Origin of the sequence: Desulfococcus sp. (assembly GCF_041737845.1) — a bacterium.
Lineage (GTDB): Bacteria > Desulfobacterota > Desulfobacteria > Desulfobacterales > Desulfococcaceae > Desulfococcus.
The window spans coordinates 1-18,049 of the sequence record NZ_JBGSQX010000050.1 but is presented as its reverse complement, the minus strand read 5'-3'; the positions used below and the strand labels follow the sequence as shown (position 1 = coordinate 18,049).

Annotated in this window: 18 protein-coding genes; 8 read left to right on the top strand and 10 right to left on the bottom strand. The window is 59.8% G+C overall.

What is annotated here, in order from left to right; translation table 11 throughout:
• The coding region (locus ACEW8N_RS05985; protein WP_373498898.1) for an anaerobic glycerol-3-phosphate dehydrogenase subunit C at positions 1 to 2,665 on the top strand (2,665 nt) is incomplete at its 5' end.
• A gap of 179 nt (positions 2,666 to 2,844) precedes the next feature.
• Here ACEW8N_RS05985 and ACEW8N_RS05980 read toward each other — a convergent pair.
• Positions 2,845 to 5,445 (bottom strand): PAS domain S-box protein, encoded by a 2,601-nt coding sequence (locus ACEW8N_RS05980; RefSeq protein WP_373498897.1) that lies wholly within the window; start codon positions 5,443 to 5,445, stop codon positions 2,845 to 2,847.
• Between the two features lie 496 nt (positions 5,446 to 5,941).
• Here ACEW8N_RS05980 and aqpZ point away from each other — a divergent pair, with 496 nt between their 5' ends.
• From aqpZ to ACEW8N_RS05960, 4 genes are all read left to right on the top strand, one after another.
• Positions 5,942 to 6,637, top strand: coding sequence for an aquaporin Z (gene aqpZ / locus ACEW8N_RS05975; protein ID WP_373498896.1), 696 nt, complete (start codon positions 5,942 to 5,944; stop codon positions 6,635 to 6,637).
• 276 nt (positions 6,638 to 6,913) lie between these two features.
• Positions 6,914 to 7,528, top strand: a complete 615-nt coding sequence (locus tag ACEW8N_RS05970) for an FKBP-type peptidyl-prolyl cis-trans isomerase (RefSeq protein WP_373498895.1) — start codon at positions 6,914 to 6,916, stop codon at positions 7,526 to 7,528.
• Between the two features lie 709 nt (positions 7,529 to 8,237).
• The gene (locus ACEW8N_RS05965; protein WP_373498894.1) at positions 8,238 to 8,465 is read left to right on the top strand and encodes an addiction module protein; all 228 of its coding nucleotides are present in this window, start codon (positions 8,238 to 8,240) and stop codon (positions 8,463 to 8,465) included.
• Positions 8,462 to 8,764 (top strand): type II toxin-antitoxin system RelE/ParE family toxin, encoded by a 303-nt coding sequence (locus ACEW8N_RS05960; RefSeq protein ID WP_373498893.1) that lies wholly within the window; start codon positions 8,462 to 8,464, stop codon positions 8,762 to 8,764. The genes ACEW8N_RS05965 and ACEW8N_RS05960 overlap by 4 nt, the downstream gene beginning before the upstream one ends.
• A gap of 213 nt (positions 8,765 to 8,977) precedes the next feature.
• Here ACEW8N_RS05960 and ACEW8N_RS05955 read toward each other — a convergent pair whose 3' ends face one another.
• The gene (locus ACEW8N_RS05955) at positions 8,978 to 10,642 is read right to left on the bottom strand and encodes an IS1634 family transposase (RefSeq protein WP_373498892.1); all 1,665 of its coding nucleotides are present in this window, start codon (positions 10,640 to 10,642) and stop codon (positions 8,978 to 8,980) included.
• A gap of 222 nt (positions 10,643 to 10,864) precedes the next feature.
• On the opposite strand from ACEW8N_RS05955, the gene ACEW8N_RS05950 reads away from it, so the two are divergent.
• From ACEW8N_RS05950 to ACEW8N_RS05940, 3 genes are all read left to right on the top strand, one after another.
• Complete coding sequence (locus ACEW8N_RS05950; RefSeq protein ID WP_373498891.1) at positions 10,865 to 11,053, top strand: type II toxin-antitoxin system HicA family toxin; 189 nt, start codon at positions 10,865 to 10,867, stop codon at positions 11,051 to 11,053.
• Complete coding sequence (locus ACEW8N_RS05945; protein ID WP_373498890.1) at positions 11,053 to 11,277, top strand: type II toxin-antitoxin system HicB family antitoxin; 225 nt, start codon at positions 11,053 to 11,055, stop codon at positions 11,275 to 11,277. Before ACEW8N_RS05950 ends, ACEW8N_RS05945 begins: the two co-directional genes overlap by 1 nt.
• 346 nt (positions 11,278 to 11,623) lie before the next feature.
• A complete protein-coding gene (locus tag ACEW8N_RS05940; RefSeq protein WP_373498889.1) occupies positions 11,624 to 11,938 on the top strand; it encodes an antibiotic biosynthesis monooxygenase in 315 nt (104 codons plus the stop codon).
• A 66-nt stretch (positions 11,939 to 12,004) separates the two neighbouring features.
• Here the strand turns inward: ACEW8N_RS05940 and ACEW8N_RS05935 are convergent, their stop codons facing one another.
• From ACEW8N_RS05935 to ACEW8N_RS05900, 8 genes are all read right to left on the bottom strand, one after another.
• Positions 12,005 to 12,784: a P-loop NTPase gene (locus ACEW8N_RS05935; RefSeq protein WP_373498888.1), complete on the bottom strand. Its 780-nt coding sequence runs from the start codon at positions 12,782 to 12,784 to the stop codon at positions 12,005 to 12,007.
• A gap of 178 nt (positions 12,785 to 12,962) precedes the next feature.
• Positions 12,963 to 13,256, bottom strand: a complete 294-nt coding sequence (locus ACEW8N_RS05930) for a GYD domain-containing protein (protein WP_373498887.1) — start codon at positions 13,254 to 13,256, stop codon at positions 12,963 to 12,965.
• A 44-nt stretch (positions 13,257 to 13,300) separates the two neighbouring features.
• Positions 13,301 to 13,615 (bottom strand): YebG family protein, encoded by a 315-nt coding sequence (locus tag ACEW8N_RS05925; RefSeq protein ID WP_373498886.1) that lies wholly within the window; start codon positions 13,613 to 13,615, stop codon positions 13,301 to 13,303.
• A 120-nt stretch (positions 13,616 to 13,735) separates the two neighbouring features.
• Positions 13,736 to 15,238 (bottom strand): DUF6623 family protein, encoded by a 1,503-nt coding sequence (locus ACEW8N_RS05920; RefSeq protein ID WP_373498885.1) that lies wholly within the window; start codon positions 15,236 to 15,238, stop codon positions 13,736 to 13,738.
• Between the two features lie 19 nt (positions 15,239 to 15,257).
• Positions 15,258 to 15,695: a DUF6623 family protein gene (locus tag ACEW8N_RS05915; RefSeq protein ID WP_373498884.1), complete on the bottom strand. Its 438-nt coding sequence runs from the start codon at positions 15,693 to 15,695 to the stop codon at positions 15,258 to 15,260.
• A 73-nt stretch (positions 15,696 to 15,768) separates the two neighbouring features.
• A complete protein-coding gene (locus ACEW8N_RS05910; protein WP_373498883.1) occupies positions 15,769 to 16,278 on the bottom strand; it encodes a hypothetical protein in 510 nt (169 codons plus the stop codon).
• Between the two features lie 10 nt (positions 16,279 to 16,288).
• Positions 16,289 to 17,722 carry a DUF4157 domain-containing protein gene (locus tag ACEW8N_RS05905; RefSeq protein WP_373498882.1) on the bottom strand — a complete coding sequence of 478 codons (1,434 nt, stop codon included), beginning with the start codon at positions 17,720 to 17,722 and terminating at the stop codon, positions 16,289 to 16,291.
• A 131-nt stretch (positions 17,723 to 17,853) separates the two neighbouring features.
• On the bottom strand, positions 17,854 to 18,049 hold a 196-nt coding region (locus ACEW8N_RS05900; RefSeq protein ID WP_373498881.1), incomplete at its 5' end, for an SH3 domain-containing protein.

The following is an 18,049-nucleotide window of genomic DNA, read 5'->3' as shown; positions in this document are numbered from 1 at the left end:
CGCGACCGTGGCGTTCGCGCGGGAGCGCGGCCTTTCGGTCCACCCCCGGGGGGCCGGGAGCGGGCTCTGCGGGGGGGCCCTGGGCGGCGGGATCGTGGTGGATTTCACCCGGTATATGAACCGGCTCATCCGGATCGACCTGGATGCCGGGACCGTGGAATGCGAACCCGGCTATCGCCTGGGGGAACTGGAGGCGGCCCTGGCCGGCACGGGGCTCTTTTTCCCCCCGGACCCCTCCAGCGGCGAATATGCGACCCTGGGCGGCATGGTCGCCACCAATGCCAGCGGGGCCCACAGCGTCAAGTACGGGAACGTCGCAGACTACCTGCTGGACGCGGCGGTGGTGACGGGCGACGGCCGCACGATCATCCTTTCGGATATCGAAGGCCGGGATGTCGGGGCGCTGCCCCCGCATCTCCAGGCCCTTCACCGGCTCTACACGGAAAACACGGCGGCCATCGAGGGAAGCTATCCCTCCGTCCGGTGCAATGTGGCCGGATACAACCTGCGGGGCCTGGTCTCCGCCGGCAGGCTTCGTTTGGCCGGGCTCTTCGCGGGGGCCGAGGGCACCCTGGGCATCGCCGTCCGCCTCACCTTCCGGCTCCGGGAGAAACCGGCCCACGACAGCCTGGTCGTGGCGTTCTTCGACGACATCGTGAACGCCGCAACGGCGGTCCAGCACATCCTGCCCATGGGGCCTTCGGGCATCGAGGGGATGGACAAATCCCTCCTCGACCTTGCCCGGGAAAGCGATCCCCGCCTCCGGGACAGGATTCCCGCCGGCGTGGACAATGTGCTCCTGATCGAGTTCGACGGAGACGCCGCCGCGTGCGCCCGATCGGCGGAAGCCGCAAAGAGCCTTATCGAATCGGCGGGCCTGGCCCGGGACGCCCACCTCGCCGTGTCCACCGGGGAGAAGGCCCGGTTCTGGGCCGTCCGCAAGGCCGCCGTGCCGATCCTGTACAGGCTCAAGGGCGAGAAGAAAATCCTGGCCCTCATCGAGGACGCGGCCGTGCCCACGGACCGCCTGGTGGACTATTTCGCGGGCATCTACGAGATCCTGAACCGCCACGGGGTCCGGTTCGTGACCTACGGCCATATCGCCAAGGGGCTCCTCCATACCCGGCCCCTCTTGGACCTCAGGGACGCCGGGGACGTGGCCCTGCTGAAACCCCTGGCGGACGACGTCTTTGCGCTGGTCCATACCCTGGGCGGGTCGGTCTCGGGCGAACACGGGGACGGCCGGCTCCGGAGCGCTTACATCCGGCAGTGCTACCCGGAGATCTGGGGGCTGTTCACCGAGGTCAAGCGCCTCCTGGACCCGGCGGGGATCTTCAACCCGGAGATCAAGACCCATCACGACCCGGAACAGATGACGCAGCTCCTCCGCTACGGCGCGAGCTACACGGCATCGGATGTGCGCCGCAAGGCTCTTCTTTGGCCCGAGGGGTTCGTTCGGGAGGCCGAAAAATGCCACGGCTGCGCCAAATGCACCACGACGACGACGGCCGCCCGCATGTGTCCCGTCTACAAGTTCACCCGGGACGAAGAAGCGTCCCCCAGGGCCAAGGCCAACCTCCTGAGGGGGCTCATCAGCGGCGCGCTCCCGGACCGGGCGCTCTATGAACGGGCGTTTCAGCGGGTGATGGAGCGATGCGTCCACTGCGGGAGCTGCGCCCATGAATGCCCGTCGGGGGTCAACATCCCCAAGCTGGCCGTCGAGGCCCGGGCCCAGTACGTCGAAAGGTTCGGCGCGACCCTGGAAAACCGAATCCTTACGGCCGTCGAGTTCGCGGGGCGCGCCGCGCAGCACCTCCCCCGGGCGCTGAAAGATCTCGCGAAAACCGGCGTCGCCCGGAAGGCGGCCGAACGGTTTGCCGGCATCTCCGCCCGCCGGGCCGTTCCGGATTTTCCGGCCCGGTCCCTGTATGACCGGGTCCCGGGTGAATCCGGGGGCGGTCCGATCCGGGTGCTTTATTTCGCGGGGTGCTACGCCTCTTACATCCGTCCCGAAATCGGCGAGGCGGCCGTCCGGGTGCTCACCGCCATGGGAATGAGGGTCCAGGTTCCGCGGCAGCACTGCTGCGGCCTGCCCATGCTGGCCAAGGGCATGACCGCCGCGGCGTCGAAAAAGATCCGGGACAACCTCGGGCGATGGGGCCGCCTGGCCGCTTCCGCGGATTACGTGGGGGTCACGTGCTCGTCCTGCGGTCTTTCCCTGATGCGGGAATGGGTGGACCTCATCGATACGCCTGACATCCGCGCCATCCGGGAAAAAACGATTCACATCAGCCGGCTGATCAACCGCTGCGGCGGCCGGCTCCGCCTCTCGCCATTACCGGGCAGGGCGGCCTACCACGCCCCCTGCCACCTGAAGGTCCAGCCGTCGCCCGAAAGCTCCCTCACCCTGCTCTCGAGGGTCCCGGGCCTGGATACGCTCGACCTCGACAGCCACTGCTGCGGCATGGCCGGCACCTGGGGCATGTGTGCCGCAAACGACGGCCTGAGCCGCCGAATCGGCGCCGGGATGATCGCCCGCCTCGACCGGTCGGGCGCCGCCTTCGGCGTGACGGACTGCCCAACCTGTCGGATGCAGATGGAGGAGATGAGTGAAACGCCCATCCGCCATCCGGTTGAAATCGTCTCCGCCGCGCTGTCCGTTTAACAAAATACGACACCCCATGGGAGCCGGGCGCCGAGTTCAAAGACCTCCACCTGGTTCGGATGGTCAACCAGCGCCTGTGCGATGTGTTTTTCGTGGGTGCCGGCACCCAAGGATGGGGGGCTTTTGCGGTGGGGGCGCGAACCGGCGACAGACCATGGAAGACGGCGGGAGAACAGTCTTCAGGGGGCGGATCCGGCCTCGGATACGACCCGGCGGACGGTTTCGATCAGTTCCTCGGACGACCCGCCCTTGGTGAGGTAGGCGCAGGCTCCGGCGTCCAGCATCTTCTGTCGCATGGCAGCATTCTGGTGCATGCTGAGGCCGATGATCCGGATGTCGGGCGCTGTCTTGTGGATGATGTCGGTCGCTTCGATGCCGCTGACCTCCGGCATGGAGACATCCATGAGGATCACGTACGGCTTCCACTCCGCGGCGAGGCGCACCGCCTCCCTGCCGTTGTGGGCCTGGCCCACGATGTCAAAATCCGGCTCCCCCTCCAGGAGATTCGTCAGGGTTTCGCACAGGAGTTCATGCTCGTCGACGATCATGATGCGGATCCGGTCCTGCTCATCCGGCACGGGGAGCGATGATTGAAATGGAAATTCAGGGGGTTCTGGGCCGGGGGCGGCAAGAAGGTCGATCGGCCCTTCCCCGGCCTTCGCCGCGGCAGACTTCGGGACGATCAGGGCTACGATACATCCCAGTTCGGGCGCGCTCTCGATCTCCATGCGACCTCCCAGCATGCTGATCCTGTCCTCGATGCTGAAGAGGCCGAAACCGGCATTCTGCCGCCATTTCTGCCGCACCAGGTCCGGGTGGAACCCTTTTCCGGAGTCCGCCACCCGAAGCAGATGATGATCGTCTTCCGAGCCTGCCGTGATGCGGGCGGCAGTCGTTCCCGAGTGCTTGACGACGTTGAAGAGGAGTTCCCGGGCCGAGCGGAACAGGATGGAGGCGATCACCGGCGAATCCGGGTCGGCGCCGGGCAAGGTCTCCACCGCGACCCGGAGGCCGTGCCGGTTCTCCATGTCCTGGGCGAGCCACGCCAGCGCGGCCGTCAGTCCACTCTGGTAAAGGATGGGTGGGCTCAGATGATGTGACAGATTGCGGGATTTATCCAGGATTTTGTCGATCAAATGTTCGATGGGCCGGCGCATGTCGGTGAACCCGCCGTTGGTTTGATCGCCCGTCCGGCAATCGGCATCGGGGGGGAGGAGAATCCTGACTTTCATTTTGAGCAGCGCCAGAAGCTGCTGGATATCGTCGTGCAGGACGGTCGCCAGCCGTCGGCGCTCCAGATCCTCCGCCTTCGACAGCTCCACTGCGAGCTGCTGAAGCTGCAAGGCGCGCGTCTCGGCCAGGGCGGTCCGCTCGGAGACAAGCTCCTCGAGGTGTTCCCGGTGTTGTTTCAGCTCTTGCTCCACCTCTTTGCGTACGGAGATATCCCTGGCATAGGCGAAATCGTGCTCCTGACCGTCGTACACGATGTAATTGGCCGTGACTTCGACGAAAAAAACCGTTCCGTCCTTGCGTCTGTGCCGTGTTTCTAAAGTGATGGATTTCTCCTGCTTGAGCCTCGGCCAGAACTCCGCCCAATGCGCGGGACTGAAATCGGGATCGATGTCCCAGACATACCTCCCCACCAGCTCGTCCCGGGTATATCCCAGGCTCCCGCAGGCATGCTCGTTGGCGTACACGATCCGGCATTCGGGATTCATCCAGAAAAATGTGCTCTTGCTTTTGTCGACGGCAAACTGGGTAATGAGCAACTGCTTTTCCGCTTCCTTGCGCGGGGTGATGTCACGGCCGACCGATATGATCTCGCGAACGCTCCCATGATCGTCCAGAACGCTTTTTGCCGACCATTCGAACCATCGCCACCCGTAAGCGGTCATGGCCCTCCCTTCATGGGCTGTTTCGAAAGGGGGACGGGTCAGGGCGTCCAGCGACCGGATAAAGCGCTCCCTGTCTTCCTTATGGATCGTGGCCAAAAAGGTCGCCGTACCAAGATCATCCGGCTCTAAACTGAAGGTTTTTAAATAGTTGGGGCCGGCAAACAGCAGGCGTCCGTCCGGGTCGAACTTCACGACGAAATCATTCTGGTTTTGGACCAGAAACCGATATCGCTCCTCGCTTTCGACCAGCCGTCTGAAAAACGGGTTGGCCTTGAGCAGCAGCAGTGCCCCCACGGCGGCGATGACGATGGCAAGAAGGCCGGCCGCCAGGCCGGCGGTCAAAAAAGGCCGCCGGACCTCCCGCATATCGATTTTTGCGACCAGGCCCAGGTGCATTTCCGCGATCCATTCATAAGCGGCAAGGACGGTGACGCCCCGATAATCCGGTCCTACCATGCATCCTTTTTCGCCGTTCAGGGCCCTTCGTATCGGCTCGGCCCGGGGGGAGTCGAAAGGAACGGCATCGGGCAGGTCCATATCGCCTTGTCTGCTGGAGAGAAGAATCATTATGCGGTCGTCCGCGCGCCGCCCCAGAACGAATTCGCCGGTTTTTCCGAATTCTTTATAGATCCTGTGGGCGGCCTTGAACTGGGACAGGGTGGCTTCAAACGGTCCCCCGGGAAAGGCTTGGCTGTGCGCCGCATCAAACCGCGCCACGGCCTCCAGCAGCCTCGCCTGGCTCTGGGCGATAAGGGTCAGCCTGACCTTTTCCTCCTCCATGTGGATACGGTAAAGGATGTAGAAGGTGGTCCCCATGGAAATGAGAATCGCCGTGATCAATACGGAAACGGAAAGGAGGATGCTTTTATGGCTGTCGGTCATCATGGCGGCTCTTCCTGGCCGGTCGAACGCGGTTGAGGCATGTCCGCCGGGATAAGCGGACTGAAATTCCATGGGATACTGTTCCCTACCAAATGCTTTTCGGGACGGCAAGCCCTTTGTGAGACGCCGTCCGGCGGAATCCCCATGTCGCGGCGATCCTGCCCGCCGGTTTATGATGTTGAAAAAGCATGAGAATTCTAGTAAGCGGTAGAATCATGAGGGATATCCCTGCGCAGGTCTCTTGCGTCACGACCCGGACTGCCATATTGTACTGAAAAGCAGGTTTGAGATCTATTCCTCAGAGGTACTGCCGGCGGCTGAATCGAATTGTCCTCCGAATGATTTATTGCAGGCCGGAGCGCAAGACACCAGTTCCGCCCGTGCGATGGAACGGCTGTGCCCGCCAGAAAGCGGCTACTGCGGGTCGCCCTTCCGTTCCCCCGGGGGGACGGGGGCGATCCGCTCAACATACCACATGGATGAAGAAAAGGAGAATCGCATGAAAACCAAACAACTTGCTGCGGAGTTTATCGGGACCTTCTGGCTGGTGCTGGGCGGCTGCGGCAGCGCCGTGCTGGCCGCGGCCTTTCCGGAGGTGGGCATCGGCCTTCACGGGGTTTCCCTGGCCTTCGGTCTGACCGTCCTGACCATGGCCTTCGCCATCGGCCACATCTCCGGCTGCCATCTCAACCCGGCGGTCTCCATCGGCCTCTGGGCCGGGGGGCGTTTTGACGCCAAGGATCTTCTGCCCTACATCATCGTCCAGGTGCTCGGGGGGATTACGGCGGGCGCGGTGCTCTATTTTATCGCGAGCGGGAAGGCGGGCTTCGACGTCTCGGCCGGCTTTGCGTCGAACGGCTACGGTGAGCACTCCCCGGGCGGATACTCCCTTGCGGCGGCATTCGTCACCGAGGTGGTCATGACCTTCATGTTCCTCGTGATCATCCACGGCGCCACCGACAAGCGGGCGCCCCAGGGGCTGGCGCCGGTGGCCATCGGCCTGGCCCTGACCCTCATCCACCTCATCAGCATTCCGGTCACCAACACCTCCGTCAACCCCGCCCGGAGCACGGGCGTGGCCCTGTTCGTGGGCGGCTGGGCCGTCCAGCAGCTCTGGCTCTTCTGGATCGCGCCGATCATCGGGGCCGTTCTGGGCGGCAGCGTGTACCGGTGGCTGGGCGGGAACGACGATTGATGCGGGAAGCCGGGGCCGCGAGCCGGCAGATGACGCGTCCGGCGGCGAAATTTCTTGATAAGACAAGATGAATCATCGATAATACGGAATCAAAAAGAGCCGCTCATTTGAATCGTGGGAAGGGTACGGCGCCCTGCGGGGATGACCCCCGTGGGGCGTTTTTGTCGGCGGGCCTGATCCTCCGGGTGTCCGGACTGACTCCCTGAAGCGTTGTGAGGGGTTTGAAACCAGTCAAAAGAGACAAATTGCATTTAGGAGCGCTGAAAGGGAGACAACATGAAAGTGGATATGGAAAAAGTGAGCTACATCCTGGGCCAGAGCATCGGCGGCGATTTCAAGCGGCAGGCCTTCGATATCAATGTCGAGACCTTTGTCGACTCCTTCAGGGCCGCGTTTGCCGGTGAACCCAGCAAAATGCGCATGGGGGAAATGCAGCAGGTCATGGAGGGGTTCAAAAACGCCGTCCAGGAAAGTCATCAGGCGGCAAATTCCGGCAAAGCCGAAGCCAATCTTGAAAAAGGCAAGGCCTTTCTTGCGGAAAACCGGAAAAAAGAAGGGGTTGTCGAAACCGCCAGCGGGCTCCAGTATCGTGTGATCGCTGACGGCGACGGGAAAATGCCCAAGGCAACCGATACGGTCGAAACCCACTACGAAGGCAAAACCGTTGACGGTGCGGTCTTCGACAGCTCCGTCAAGCGCGGAAAACCGGCGAGCTTCCGGGTGAACGGCGTCATCCAGGGATGGCAGGAGGCCCTCCAGTTGATGAAGGAAGGCGCCAGATACGAGCTGTTCATCCCCTTCGACCTGGCCTACGGCCCCAACGGCGCCGGCAGCGCCATCGGCCCCTATGAAACCCTGATCTTCGAGGTGGAGCTGCTGAAGGTCATGTAGCCCGCCTGCATCTACCGGAAAACCCGTGGCTTGCTGCGTCAGGCCACGGTTCGAGGTGCGAAGGCATTCGGCTTACAAACCGCCAACCCGGACAATTCGAAGACTGCACGCATTCAGTCAAGAGTTGCTGGGCCACCAACTACGACAAGAGCTTCCCAATCAAAAACTTTGAATGTGAGTTCGTCGTGCACGTTGCGCTGAATCGAGGGTTTCGCTTCGGCAAAGCGCCGAAGGCTGGAGACAGTGGAGTACGCGAACCAGTTTTCTATGTGTTTCCTGTGGAAGTTGTCCGCACAGCGCAGAACGGGAATGACAAACGGGGAAAGGTCACAATTTCAAATATTCCCGAGCACGAGAAGTACCTCAACAACTGGAGGCTTATCGCGGAGCATCTTGGCAATGGGCTCTAACCCGGTGGTCGACCCCGTTCCCTTCGGTCACTGGACGCTGCGCGATTAAGCCGCGCAGCGCCGGTCACCTCCACGTTATGCGTGCAATGTTAACGAAAACAACGGATGAGCGAGTGGAAAAACGATCAGTTTCACGAAGGTGATATGTCGAACAAATTACTGCACAGGAGCGCAAAAAGCCGCGCCCTGTGAGCAACACGATATGCGTGAAAAAAATACACCGGCCTGTCAATCATCCTGCTATACCATTGGTGTTAAATTGGTTATATTGGTTGAAAAAAGGAGGTACTTCAATGCCCATGTCGATAGAACAAATTCTGGCAGAAGTCCAGATTCTACCGGATGAATCAAAAGTAATTTTGGCCGAAAAGCTTGTGGCGAGTATCGAAGAAAAAATCGATCCACAGATTACCAAAATTCACCTTGCTGAGGTAATTCGACGAAGAGATGAAATCCGGTCGGGAAAAGTTCAAACTATACATGGCGAAGAGGGTTTAGCTAAAGTCCGAGCAATTTTTGAACAATGATGAATTTTTCATTTCATCCCGAGGCTCTTCAAGAATATATCGAAGCAACACATTATTACCACGAAATTTCTCCTTCAATGGCAAACGCATTCGTTGTGGAGGTTGAAAATTCCATCAATCAAATTCTGCTATACCCTCAAGCCTGGCAGCCCATAGAGGTTGGAGTTCGAAGGTGTCTTGTAAAGCGTTTTCCGTTCGGAATTTATTATACAGTTGAAAGCAATAATTATTTTATAATACAGGCTGTTATGCATTTGAGCCGCAAGCATGGTTACTGGAAGGAAAGAATAAAAAAATAGGGAATGCATATCAAAGCGCTCCAGAGGGACGCTCCCGCGGCGCTCCGCGCCCGGGAACACCCGAGTTTCCGGGTTCCCGTCAGCTCGGGCATTCAGCCAGTGGGAGACGAACAAAATGACGGCCAAACGAAAGATACTCCGTACATTCCTCACCCCAACTAACGCATAATTGACTAATTTTTTATCCATTGCTCTTTGAAAAGTTGTTTCGGTCTAAGGCTCTGTGAATACCTCTGCAGTAACCCCCAAAGCGACCAGGTACTCCCGTTGGTAATCTTTTATCGGCCTGGCCAGCTGACGATGCCGCCCCATGGTAATGACCATCATTCCAGCAAATTTTGTGGTCATCATGAAAGCGGTCGGTTTCTTTGTCGGCCGACGCTCCCACCCGGTCAATGTGCAGTCGTTTCCTTCAACATAAAGGCGCATAGAGCGTTCCATCAATCGCCAGATCAGAAGAGAGATCAAGAGGACAAGGCCAAGGACTTCGATTCTTTCCGCTTTCTTGAGGAAGATGCTGTTGACGATCACCGGATCCTTGAGAAAGCTGAAGTTCTTTTCGATGCCGATTTGACTCTTGTACAGTTTCAACAACTCGTCAGCCGGCCACTCCTCATGCTGCTCGACAAGATTTGAAAGCAGTACGAAACATCCGGCCTGGTCCCTTAAGGGTGCGACCTTTTCAGGTGCTTCGAGAATCTTGGTGACCAGCATATACTCATAGTGCAAAGGCGTTCTGGGTTTGCCTTTAGCAGGTCTGCCTCGGCCATACTTCGGTACTTTTTCGATCTGAGCTGCAATCTGATGATAGCTCTTGTCTGCAGATCGCATGAGCTTTTCAAGAGCTGCTTCGGCATCGGCATGGCAGAAGAACGCAGACAATCCAGCCTCTTTGCAAAGCTGTTCGAGCTGTTTTCGATCCTCTTTGAGGAGGCGATCGATTCTCTTGTGGCGCCTTTTGTCATGGGCGCTCGAATGAACGACGATGGCCCGGTATGTTTTTCCATACAAGTCGACGGTACTCTCAAAGGCTTTGTAGTACGCTGTTGGCCGTTTGGGGCGATCGGGTTCATCCGCCAGGGGGCCGATGTCGAACCATCTGTCGGCTTTAACCGCTTGCGTGATCACCCGGGCACATTCGTCATAGGTGGCCGGCAGCCGCGACAAAAACCAGGTCTCGGTCTTTTCGGCTTTCTCCAAGTTTTTGGGCGTGACAAACGCCGAATCCGCAACATAAACGTAGGCTCCCGGGGAAAGGCCATGCTGTGACATATGCTTTGATATGTTGGTCAGCAGTTCGTTATTGAGCGTTTTGTCAGAAGCGTTGCCGTCATGGGTCGCACCGAGGATCGGAATATTGCGGTCAACACAAAGCATGGAGATGAGGAACTGTTTCAGATCGGGCCGCTTGTCCTTGCTGTGACCGTAGGTGATCTGAAACGGTGGATTCTCCAGATTGTAATCGCCATAGACGCTGATTGAGGTCGTATCGAAATTCAGGCGACGGGGATTCACACTGAACACGACAATGGCGTTTTGGGCTACCTGGGAAAAAATCTTCATCGTACCCACTTCGTAGATCTTGTCCATGGTTCGGCCAAGATTGGTATCGCAAAACAGTTCAGGGGCGACAGCGGTTCCCAGCAGCAGTTCGGTGTCCTTTTCCTCAAAGAACTCGGTCAACCTGTATAGCGGTGTGCGCCCTGACAAGGTATCGAGTACCATCGCCAAAACGGCCATCCCCGGCGAAAGATCCATCTTGGAATCAACGATCCGGTTAATGGTTTCTACCAGATGGAGGCGCTTGGCATATTGCTTTACAATAGGCAAATGTCTGGCCTCCGTGAATGTCATTTGATCGGTGTTGATGTTTTTCATTTTCCCCTCACCAGCTATCTTGAGTTAGCACGTGAGGGAAGGATATCAGCAACTAGTTGAAATGTCTAGATTTTTTTATTTACAATGATATCAATATATTAAAGCCATCATGGGCTTGTTTTCGTTACGAAATAAATTAACCAGTAATTGCACCTTTGGGGTGCGGAATGTACGATACTCCAAAGGATACTTGCCGGATCGAAGAACATCCGGTTTTCTGATATGGTGGGAGTCGTGGAAGGTTTCGGATTCCGGCTGTCACGGACAGAGGGGAGCCACCACATTTTCGTGCATTCGGAGATTCCGGAACTTCTGAACCTCCAAGAAGTGGGAGGTCAAGCGAAGGTTTACCAGATACGCCAGTTCTTGAAGCTGGTGGAACGTTACAGCCTGAAACTGGAGGACGAGTGATGGGAGATTACCATATAAACATCTTCTATTCTGAAGAAGACGGGGGCTACATTGCCGACATCCCGGACCTGGAGGCATGCTCTGCCTTTGGCGAGACTCCGGAAGAAGCACTAAGAGAGGTACAGATTGCGAAATCGCTCTGGTTAGAGGCTGCGCGCGCCGAGAGCAAGCCTGTCCCGCCCCCAAAGTATCGACCTGTCATCTATCAGGCGGCTGCTGTCTGAAAGCGGGGCAAGAGGCATAGGATCGTGGCCGAACCTGTCGACCAACTTGACCGGAAAGGGCATTTGAGGACGGCGCCTCTGGAATTGTCGACTTCTCAAAATATTTGCGTGAAGGCGGTGTCTTTAAAAAATTCAAGGATATGGATTTTTTCAAAAATTTCAAAATCAATGAGGAAATTGGGGGGATAAAATAGATATTGCACCGGAAACACTTTATTCTGAGGCAACGAACTCCCCTTTATTTGATTGGATGAATTCGAATCAAGGTTCGTCGGCGAACATGTCGCTTCAACAGACCTTGTAAACTCGGCGGAGATCCGTCACCCTCAACCCAAAGGAGGCAACCATGGCCGTTACCGTAATGATTCGTCGAACCTTCACCCACATGGAAAAAGCCGCCCAGCTCGCCCCACTGATCGTCAAGCTCAGGTCGCTTGCGACCATTCAGCCCGGATACATCACCGGGAAGACCTTCCGCTGCATCGACGCCCCCGGCGAGTATCTTGTCCTCAGCACATGGCACAGCGTTGAGGACTGGAACCGCTGGCGGACCAGCGAGACGCGCGTGCAGATCCAGAAGCAGATTGACGACCTGCTGGGCGAAACCACGGCCTACGTCCTGTATGAGCCCCTGGTGGGCGGAATCACCCCGAAAAGGTAAAGGCCAAAACCCGGCACCCCGCCATCGGCCCGGCGGCGGCCCCGTGAACTGGAAGCGCCGCTGCCGTCAATTTGCGGCGCATCCTCCCCGGGCCGTTTCAAGCGCGTCGCAGAGGGCTTCCATCTCCGGCATTTCCAGGTCCAGGGGGCGGCCCTGGAGATTGTTCATGAAAATCGACCGGCTGTCCGGCAGGCGCCCGACGACGGGGATGCCGCCCAGGGCCGCGCTGAGTTCGCGGTCGACCTCGGGGGTCACCCGGTTGAGAACGGCGGCGGCCGGCAGACGGGCCTCCCCGGCAAAGGCAATGACCCGCTTCGCCATCATGATGGATTCATAGGACGGGTCCACCACGCAGAGCACCTGATCGCACTGCCCGTCGAGGCTGCGCCCGAAATGCTCCACGCCGGCGGCGGTGTCCACAATCACCCGGTCCTGCGGGTCCAGGCGGAGGGATGAAAACAGCATGCGGAAGAGCTTTCCCATGGGGCAGGCGCAGCCTTCTCCGTAATGGTGAATCTTGCCCACCGACATCACCCGGATCCCCTCCCGCGAGGCGATGACGCCATCCAGCAGCCCGTCGAGGCAGAGGCCCTCAGGGAAGAGCTGCGGCGCGCCGCCGAGCGGCATCCCCGACGCCTTTGTCCGCTCCTGGAATCCCTTTTTTCCGCCCAGGCTGTCCAGGAGCGGCTCGGGGAGCTCCAGCCCCAGCATTCGGTACAGGCCGATATTCGATTCGTCCGCATCCACCAGGAGAACCCGTTTGCCTCTCCTGTGCATGGCGGCGGCCAGGAGCGCTGCCACCGTGCTTTTGCCGCAGCCGCCTTTTCCGCAGATGAGTATTTTCATAAGCTCAAACTTCCGTTCTTTAAGCTAATTCGGCCAGTTCAGCGCACGCGGCCACCCGGCGGGGGCCGTCAGGCGACGATCCTTCCCATCCCGCCGAGGTCCGCCGACAGGTCTTCACGGTCGGCCGCGTCACGGTTTACACCGATGTCTCAAATGCCGGCAGCGGGTGGGCGGTGCCCTAAATGTGCTCGGCCTTGGCGATGAGGCTGTCGAACTTTTCGACCTCCACCACCGGCGATGTCGTAAAGCTGATGCCGGTCAGCCGGTTCAGGGCGACGGACGCGGTCAGGGCTTTTTCCAGATCCGGGAAATCGAGCGTGAACACCAGGTCGTGCTCGCCCATCACGGCATACATGGAGATGACCTTTCCTCCGTTTTTCTTGACGATCTCCACCGCTTTGTCGGTCCGCCGGGGGCTGATGCCCGCCATGGCCGCCGCGTTGTACTTTCCAAACATCATGAAAACAGGCATGTTCCATCCTCCGTCGGTTGTGTCCTGGTTGATGAAGATGCAGTCTATGCGGCGCCGGCGGCTTTTTTCCCCTTGTCCTTGATATCGATGAGTTTTTCCGGTTTTTCGACCGGGGGCTGCGCGCCCGCGCCAAGCCCCTTCAGGATGCGCATCACCTCCTCGCGGTTTCGGGAAAGATGGATGGTCAGCTCCTCCAGGGTGTCTTCATCGATCTTGATCTTTTCGGCCGATTGAATGAAGTCGGCCAGCGCCAGCGCGATATCGAGCATCTTGTCATGCTCGTCGGCTTCCTTTTTCGTCAGGTACATCCCCACCTCTTTCCCCTCTCGAATGACAAGGTACCTCACCTCGACTGCCATGTTGTGATATCTCCTTTCATCGGTGATCCCGCTCCTGTGGTTGCGTCACCCTTCTTACCATTTTCATTCAGGCCTGTCAGCATCTTCGTGCCAAGGGGCAGCCGTCGCCGCCCGCCTGTTCTATGCAATCGGCCCAAATATCGCCGCAAGCCCCCGGGAAGAGGTCATCTCCTTCAGCCCGTTATGGCCGACATTCGCCAAAACATGGAGGTGATGCTTCAGATCCGACCCGTAGAACTGCTCCAAATGGCGATAGTAGAGGAGCGTCTTGGCGAGGGTGTCCTGCCCCTGGACCCGCTCCGGGCAGTTGGTGAAGCTCGCGAGAAGGTCCCCTTCGCCGATGATGTAGTGCACGTCGCGCGAGCCGAACTGGCTCCGGATCTTCGCTGCGCCGACCCGGGCCGGATAGGGATACTTGGGGTTTCCGTTGATCGTCGGCATCGTGAGCCCCCACGGCCAGTCATTGAAGCCTGCCGGGTCTTCACTGCAGACCGTGCTGAAATCCGTGAGGTCTAGAATGGTGTCCCGCCAGCCGTCGTTGTGCGCGGCGCTCAGGTAGGTGTCGTCCTCAAACGCCAGGCGCCCTTCATCCATGTAGAGATACGAGCCGGACCCCATCACGAGATAGCGCACGTGGATCCCCCGGGGTGCCGCCGCCTCCTGCTCGAACCGACTGGCCGCCGCATAACCGCTCATGAACCGGCCGCCGTTGGAGTGGCCGGCGATGACGACGATCGCCAGATTGGGAAAGAGGCTTCGCCGGCATATCCGCTCGAGCAGCGTGTCCATCACGGTGAAGGAGCTGAGGGTGCCGGTGTCGGGAACCCCGTCGCCGTCCATGTCCCCCTCGGTGGACGACTTGCTCGATGCCCGGCCGCTGTTCCAGAGAAGGATATTGGGCGCAAGCCTTCTGCAACACTCACTGGTGCTGAGAAACTGCGGCGCAATAACCAGGGTGTTGCTCAGAGCGTGAGGATCCACGCCGGTGTCGGCCGCGGCCCGGGCGGCCGCCAGCCCGTTGGAGAGATAGACGTCCGCACTGCCCCCGGTGCCGTGCAGGGAGATCAGGATGCGCTCGACGGCGTCATTGGGAAGATCGATCGGCAGGCTGCTGTGGTAGGGAAATTCCATGGGCGCCTTCCGGGTAAGGATCTGAAGGCGATGGGGGGCCAACCGGTTGGCGAGTTCGAAGTCTCCCCCGGCGGATTCGAATTCCAACAGCCCGCCCGTGGCTCCGAACCGGAGCTTTATCGAGATCCCGATGCCCCACTCGACGCAGAGGATGTCATCGAAATTCACCACCCTGACGCGTGTCCAGCCGTCGGGGTCAACCGTAGCGGCCGGGCTCTTTTCATCCGCGATTTTTCTGTCGCCGTCATATACATGCACGGCTTCCACGCTGCCGCCGCCGGCGGCCTTGTAGCGGAATTGGACGTTCACCGGCCGCATTCGGGCGTCGTCGACGATGACCGCCGTGGGCACCGCGATATGGAGCCAGTTGGTTGTGGACGGATTTCCATCGACGCGGACGGAGGATCCTTTTTGAACGATCGAGGCGACGCGGTCCGGGTACTCGATTTCAGCGCTGTGGCCGTGAACCCAGAGTGCATGATGTAAGCTCATGATTTCCTCCGCTTTCCCGTTAAGGCGTGAAATCCCCGCCGACGGAAGAGACTTCGATCCGCCGGTGGGTTCCCGAACCGAATTCGCCCTTGAATGAAAGGCCCAGACCCCATCGTATCTCAGGTTCGGCGGGGATGTCGAATCCTTCAAACGCCCAGTCGTTCGGGCTTAAACTCAACCCGTCATGGGACGCGATCCTGCTGCCGCCGTCATAGACATGGACGCTCGTGACGGTGGCACCGGAGGTGCGGAACCGCAGCATCACCCTGCCAATGCGCAGCCGCTTGTCCAAGACGATCACCGCGGTCGGAATCGCCGCGTGAAACCAATTGCTGGTTCCCGCGCGCCCGACCAGGCGGATGTATCCCCCAAGCCTGCGGGTGTCGGCATCCATCCGATCCGGATACTCGATGCGAATACTATGGCCATGAATCCACATGGCGTGAGCAATAGGCATGGCTTCCTCCTTCCTGAACAGTGAAGAAAAGCGAATTCGTTTTTGACACAGCGGGGTATGGCGCCCGGCCCCCTCATCCGGGGGCGCCGCCTGCCCTGATGCCGTGCGGCGGGATCCAGTTCACGACGCGAAGCCGCTCCCCGGTCTCAGCGTCGAGCATTGTCTGGATGCCCGGCTCGGGCAACCAGCGATGCCTGTGCCAGCCGTCAGGCGCAGCGGCAATGACGTCCGTACCGATGTCGGTCGACGCGATCCACAACCTTTCGGCATCATCCCAGCAGAGCTTGATTTCGAACCAGGCGGCATAGCGTGGCGACTGGTAGAGCCTGCCGCCATTCTGGCCGAATATCGAAACAGACAGATAGGGCCACGCGTTGCGTTCAGGGTCTTCATACGTGATCTCCGTAACGGCCTTCAGGCCGGAGGGGCTGCTTCCGGACCCCAAAAAGGAGACCGGGATTTCGTCGGATCGGGAGGGCATCGATAGTTTCTCCTTTCGGATCAGACTGACCGCCACAACGACAGCGGTGACGATCAGCCCCATCACCAGCAGATTCGGTGAAATGCGACGCGGGCCGCCCATGGAAAGAGGCTCAATCCCGCCGGCCGGGCGCCGCGGCGCCGGGAGTCGGGGGCCAGCCGGATACCTGCGTCACCGAGCCGCCCGTTACATGATAGACGGTGCGCTCATTGACGGGGGATTGGGACGGGTCGAACTCGATATAGATATTGTAGGATGATCCGGCTGAGGTCAGTTCGGCATCATCGACCTCCTCGCCGCTGTCAAGCTCGGTGGTCGTGCCCGGGTGCATGTCCGCCACATCGACCCATGTCATGGAGATGCGCCGGAAGATCACCTCGTGGCCGCCCGTGATCGCGTTGACATCATAGTTCACCTCTACATCGATGCGATGACAGCCGTGCAGCGTCAGTCGCATGGATTCCAGTTCATTCAGCCGGACCCCCGTGACCGTCTCGGTCACCGTGGGGCCGGCGCCCCAGCGGAACCACGGCTGGTCGGTCGGTCCGGCGCCGGCGACCCGGGCCGCCATGGCCTCCAGCACGGGGCGCATGGCGCGCTGGATCTCGGGCCTTTCGAGCATGAACCGGTTCCAGGCGAGGTCGCTTCCGGAGCTGACATCAAAATCCGTCCCAAACCCCAGGAGGTAATGCTCCATCAATTGCCGGGCGAAGGGCGCGCCTTCATCATCAACACCCCAGTACATCTCCCAGCCCCGTCCCAGCGTATCCCAGAAGTCCGCCTGCACCGTGCCGGAATCCACCCGCCCATGCCCCTGCTGCAGCGTATGCGTCAATTCATGGGCAAGGAGGCGGCGTCCGTCCCGGGTGCCCGGCCGGTATTGCCCATGGGCAAACCCGATGTCGCCGCCCAGGGTGAACGCCCGGGCGTTGATGGATCTCGCGGCGGCATCGGCGTCCGCGCCCCGGTGAATTCGTATACTTTCAAAGGACCGTCGGAACCGGGGTTCAAAGTACGCAAGCTCGGACGCCGGCAGCGGCGCGCCGCCCGTCAGCGCGGAAATTGCGGCATGGGAAGATGCCGGGAGTGGTCTGCCGGCGGTGGGCGTCCGCCCGGCGGGGAGGAGCATGTCATCGCCTTCACCCCCGGTGGTTGAGCGAAACACTGACGGATGATCATCAGATCCGGCCGCTGTTTCAGGGGCGCCCACCATCTGATCGGCGACACGATCCGCCTCCCGCTCGTAAGGGTCTCCCGACACGCTCACCTTCAGCTTGGGCTGGATGTACCTGCCTGTGATCGCAGGGACAGGTATTCGGCTTGCATCATCCGAAAAATGGGGCGATGCAGGAGGGTGTGACCCCGCTTCGCGCAGATCGGAGGCAGCCCCCAGCAATCGCTGGACGGCCTGGTTCCCAACCGCACGCTGCAGGTGAAGGATGTCGCCTGCTTCACGATCTTGTCCGGAATGCATCCGGCCATGCGTGATGGGCTTGGCCGATCCGTCCTGCTGAAATGCCTTCGGTTTTTTTGCCGCAAAACGCATGATATATCTCCTTTCGATGGATGATCTGAGGTCTGATGCCCATGCTTGAGCGGAGATACCGGGAGAAGAGGCATGAGCAATCTAAAATGCCGCACTGCCCCGCGCTCTCCCACGCTGGTATGGCCGCGCCTTCAGCCCAGATCCAGGTGCACCCACCCCACCACCCCCCGGTAGTTCACCCGCGTCCACCCGTCCTCCCCCTCTTCCACCAGGTCGGCGTCATGGAGGGAAGGCGCCACCCCCACCACCGGGGCGCCTTCAGTTGCCTCGGCGCGCAGGAGGAGGTTTCGCGGCGGGGCCGGGGCCGGGGCCGGGGCCGCGAGGACG

What these genes read in the sequence shown, in the direction of transcription:
- ACEW8N_RS05910 (WP_373498883.1), bottom strand. Translation starts at nt 16,278, where the DNA reads ATGGGCGGCCCGCGTCGCATTTCACCGAATCTGCTGGTGATGGGGCTG.
- ACEW8N_RS05950 (WP_373498891.1), top strand. Translation starts at nt 10,865, where the DNA reads ATGGTGGGAGTCGTGGAAGGTTTCGGATTCCGGCTGTCACGGACAGAG.
- ACEW8N_RS05970 (WP_373498895.1), top strand. Translation starts at nt 6,914, where the DNA reads ATGAAAGTGGATATGGAAAAAGTGAGCTACATCCTGGGCCAGAGCATC.
- ACEW8N_RS05935 (WP_373498888.1), bottom strand. Translation starts at nt 12,784, where the DNA reads ATGAAAATACTCATCTGCGGAAAAGGCGGCTGCGGCAAAAGCACGGTG.
- ACEW8N_RS05945 (WP_373498890.1), top strand. Translation starts at nt 11,053, where the DNA reads ATGGGAGATTACCATATAAACATCTTCTATTCTGAAGAAGACGGGGGC.
- aqpZ (WP_373498896.1), top strand. Translation starts at nt 5,942, where the DNA reads ATGAAAACCAAACAACTTGCTGCGGAGTTTATCGGGACCTTCTGGCTG.
- ACEW8N_RS05940 (WP_373498889.1), top strand. Translation starts at nt 11,624, where the DNA reads ATGGCCGTTACCGTAATGATTCGTCGAACCTTCACCCACATGGAAAAA.
- ACEW8N_RS05960 (WP_373498893.1), top strand. Translation starts at nt 8,462, where the DNA reads ATGATGAATTTTTCATTTCATCCCGAGGCTCTTCAAGAATATATCGAA.
- ACEW8N_RS05920 (WP_373498885.1), bottom strand. Translation starts at nt 15,238, where the DNA reads ATGAGCTTACATCATGCACTCTGGGTTCACGGCCACAGCGCTGAAATC.
- ACEW8N_RS05930 (WP_373498887.1), bottom strand. Translation starts at nt 13,256, where the DNA reads ATGCCTGTTTTCATGATGTTTGGAAAGTACAACGCGGCGGCCATGGCG.
- ACEW8N_RS05905 (WP_373498882.1), bottom strand. Translation starts at nt 17,722, where the DNA reads ATGCGTTTTGCGGCAAAAAAACCGAAGGCATTTCAGCAGGACGGATCG.
- ACEW8N_RS05980 (WP_373498897.1), bottom strand. Translation starts at nt 5,445, where the DNA reads ATGATGACCGACAGCCATAAAAGCATCCTCCTTTCCGTTTCCGTATTG.
- ACEW8N_RS05955 (WP_373498892.1), bottom strand. Translation starts at nt 10,642, where the DNA reads ATGAAAAACATCAACACCGATCAAATGACATTCACGGAGGCCAGACAT.
- ACEW8N_RS05925 (WP_373498886.1), bottom strand. Translation starts at nt 13,615, where the DNA reads ATGGCAGTCGAGGTGAGGTACCTTGTCATTCGAGAGGGGAAAGAGGTG.
- ACEW8N_RS05915 (WP_373498884.1), bottom strand. Translation starts at nt 15,695, where the DNA reads ATGCCTATTGCTCACGCCATGTGGATTCATGGCCATAGTATTCGCATC.
- ACEW8N_RS05965 (WP_373498894.1), top strand. Translation starts at nt 8,238, where the DNA reads ATGTCGATAGAACAAATTCTGGCAGAAGTCCAGATTCTACCGGATGAA.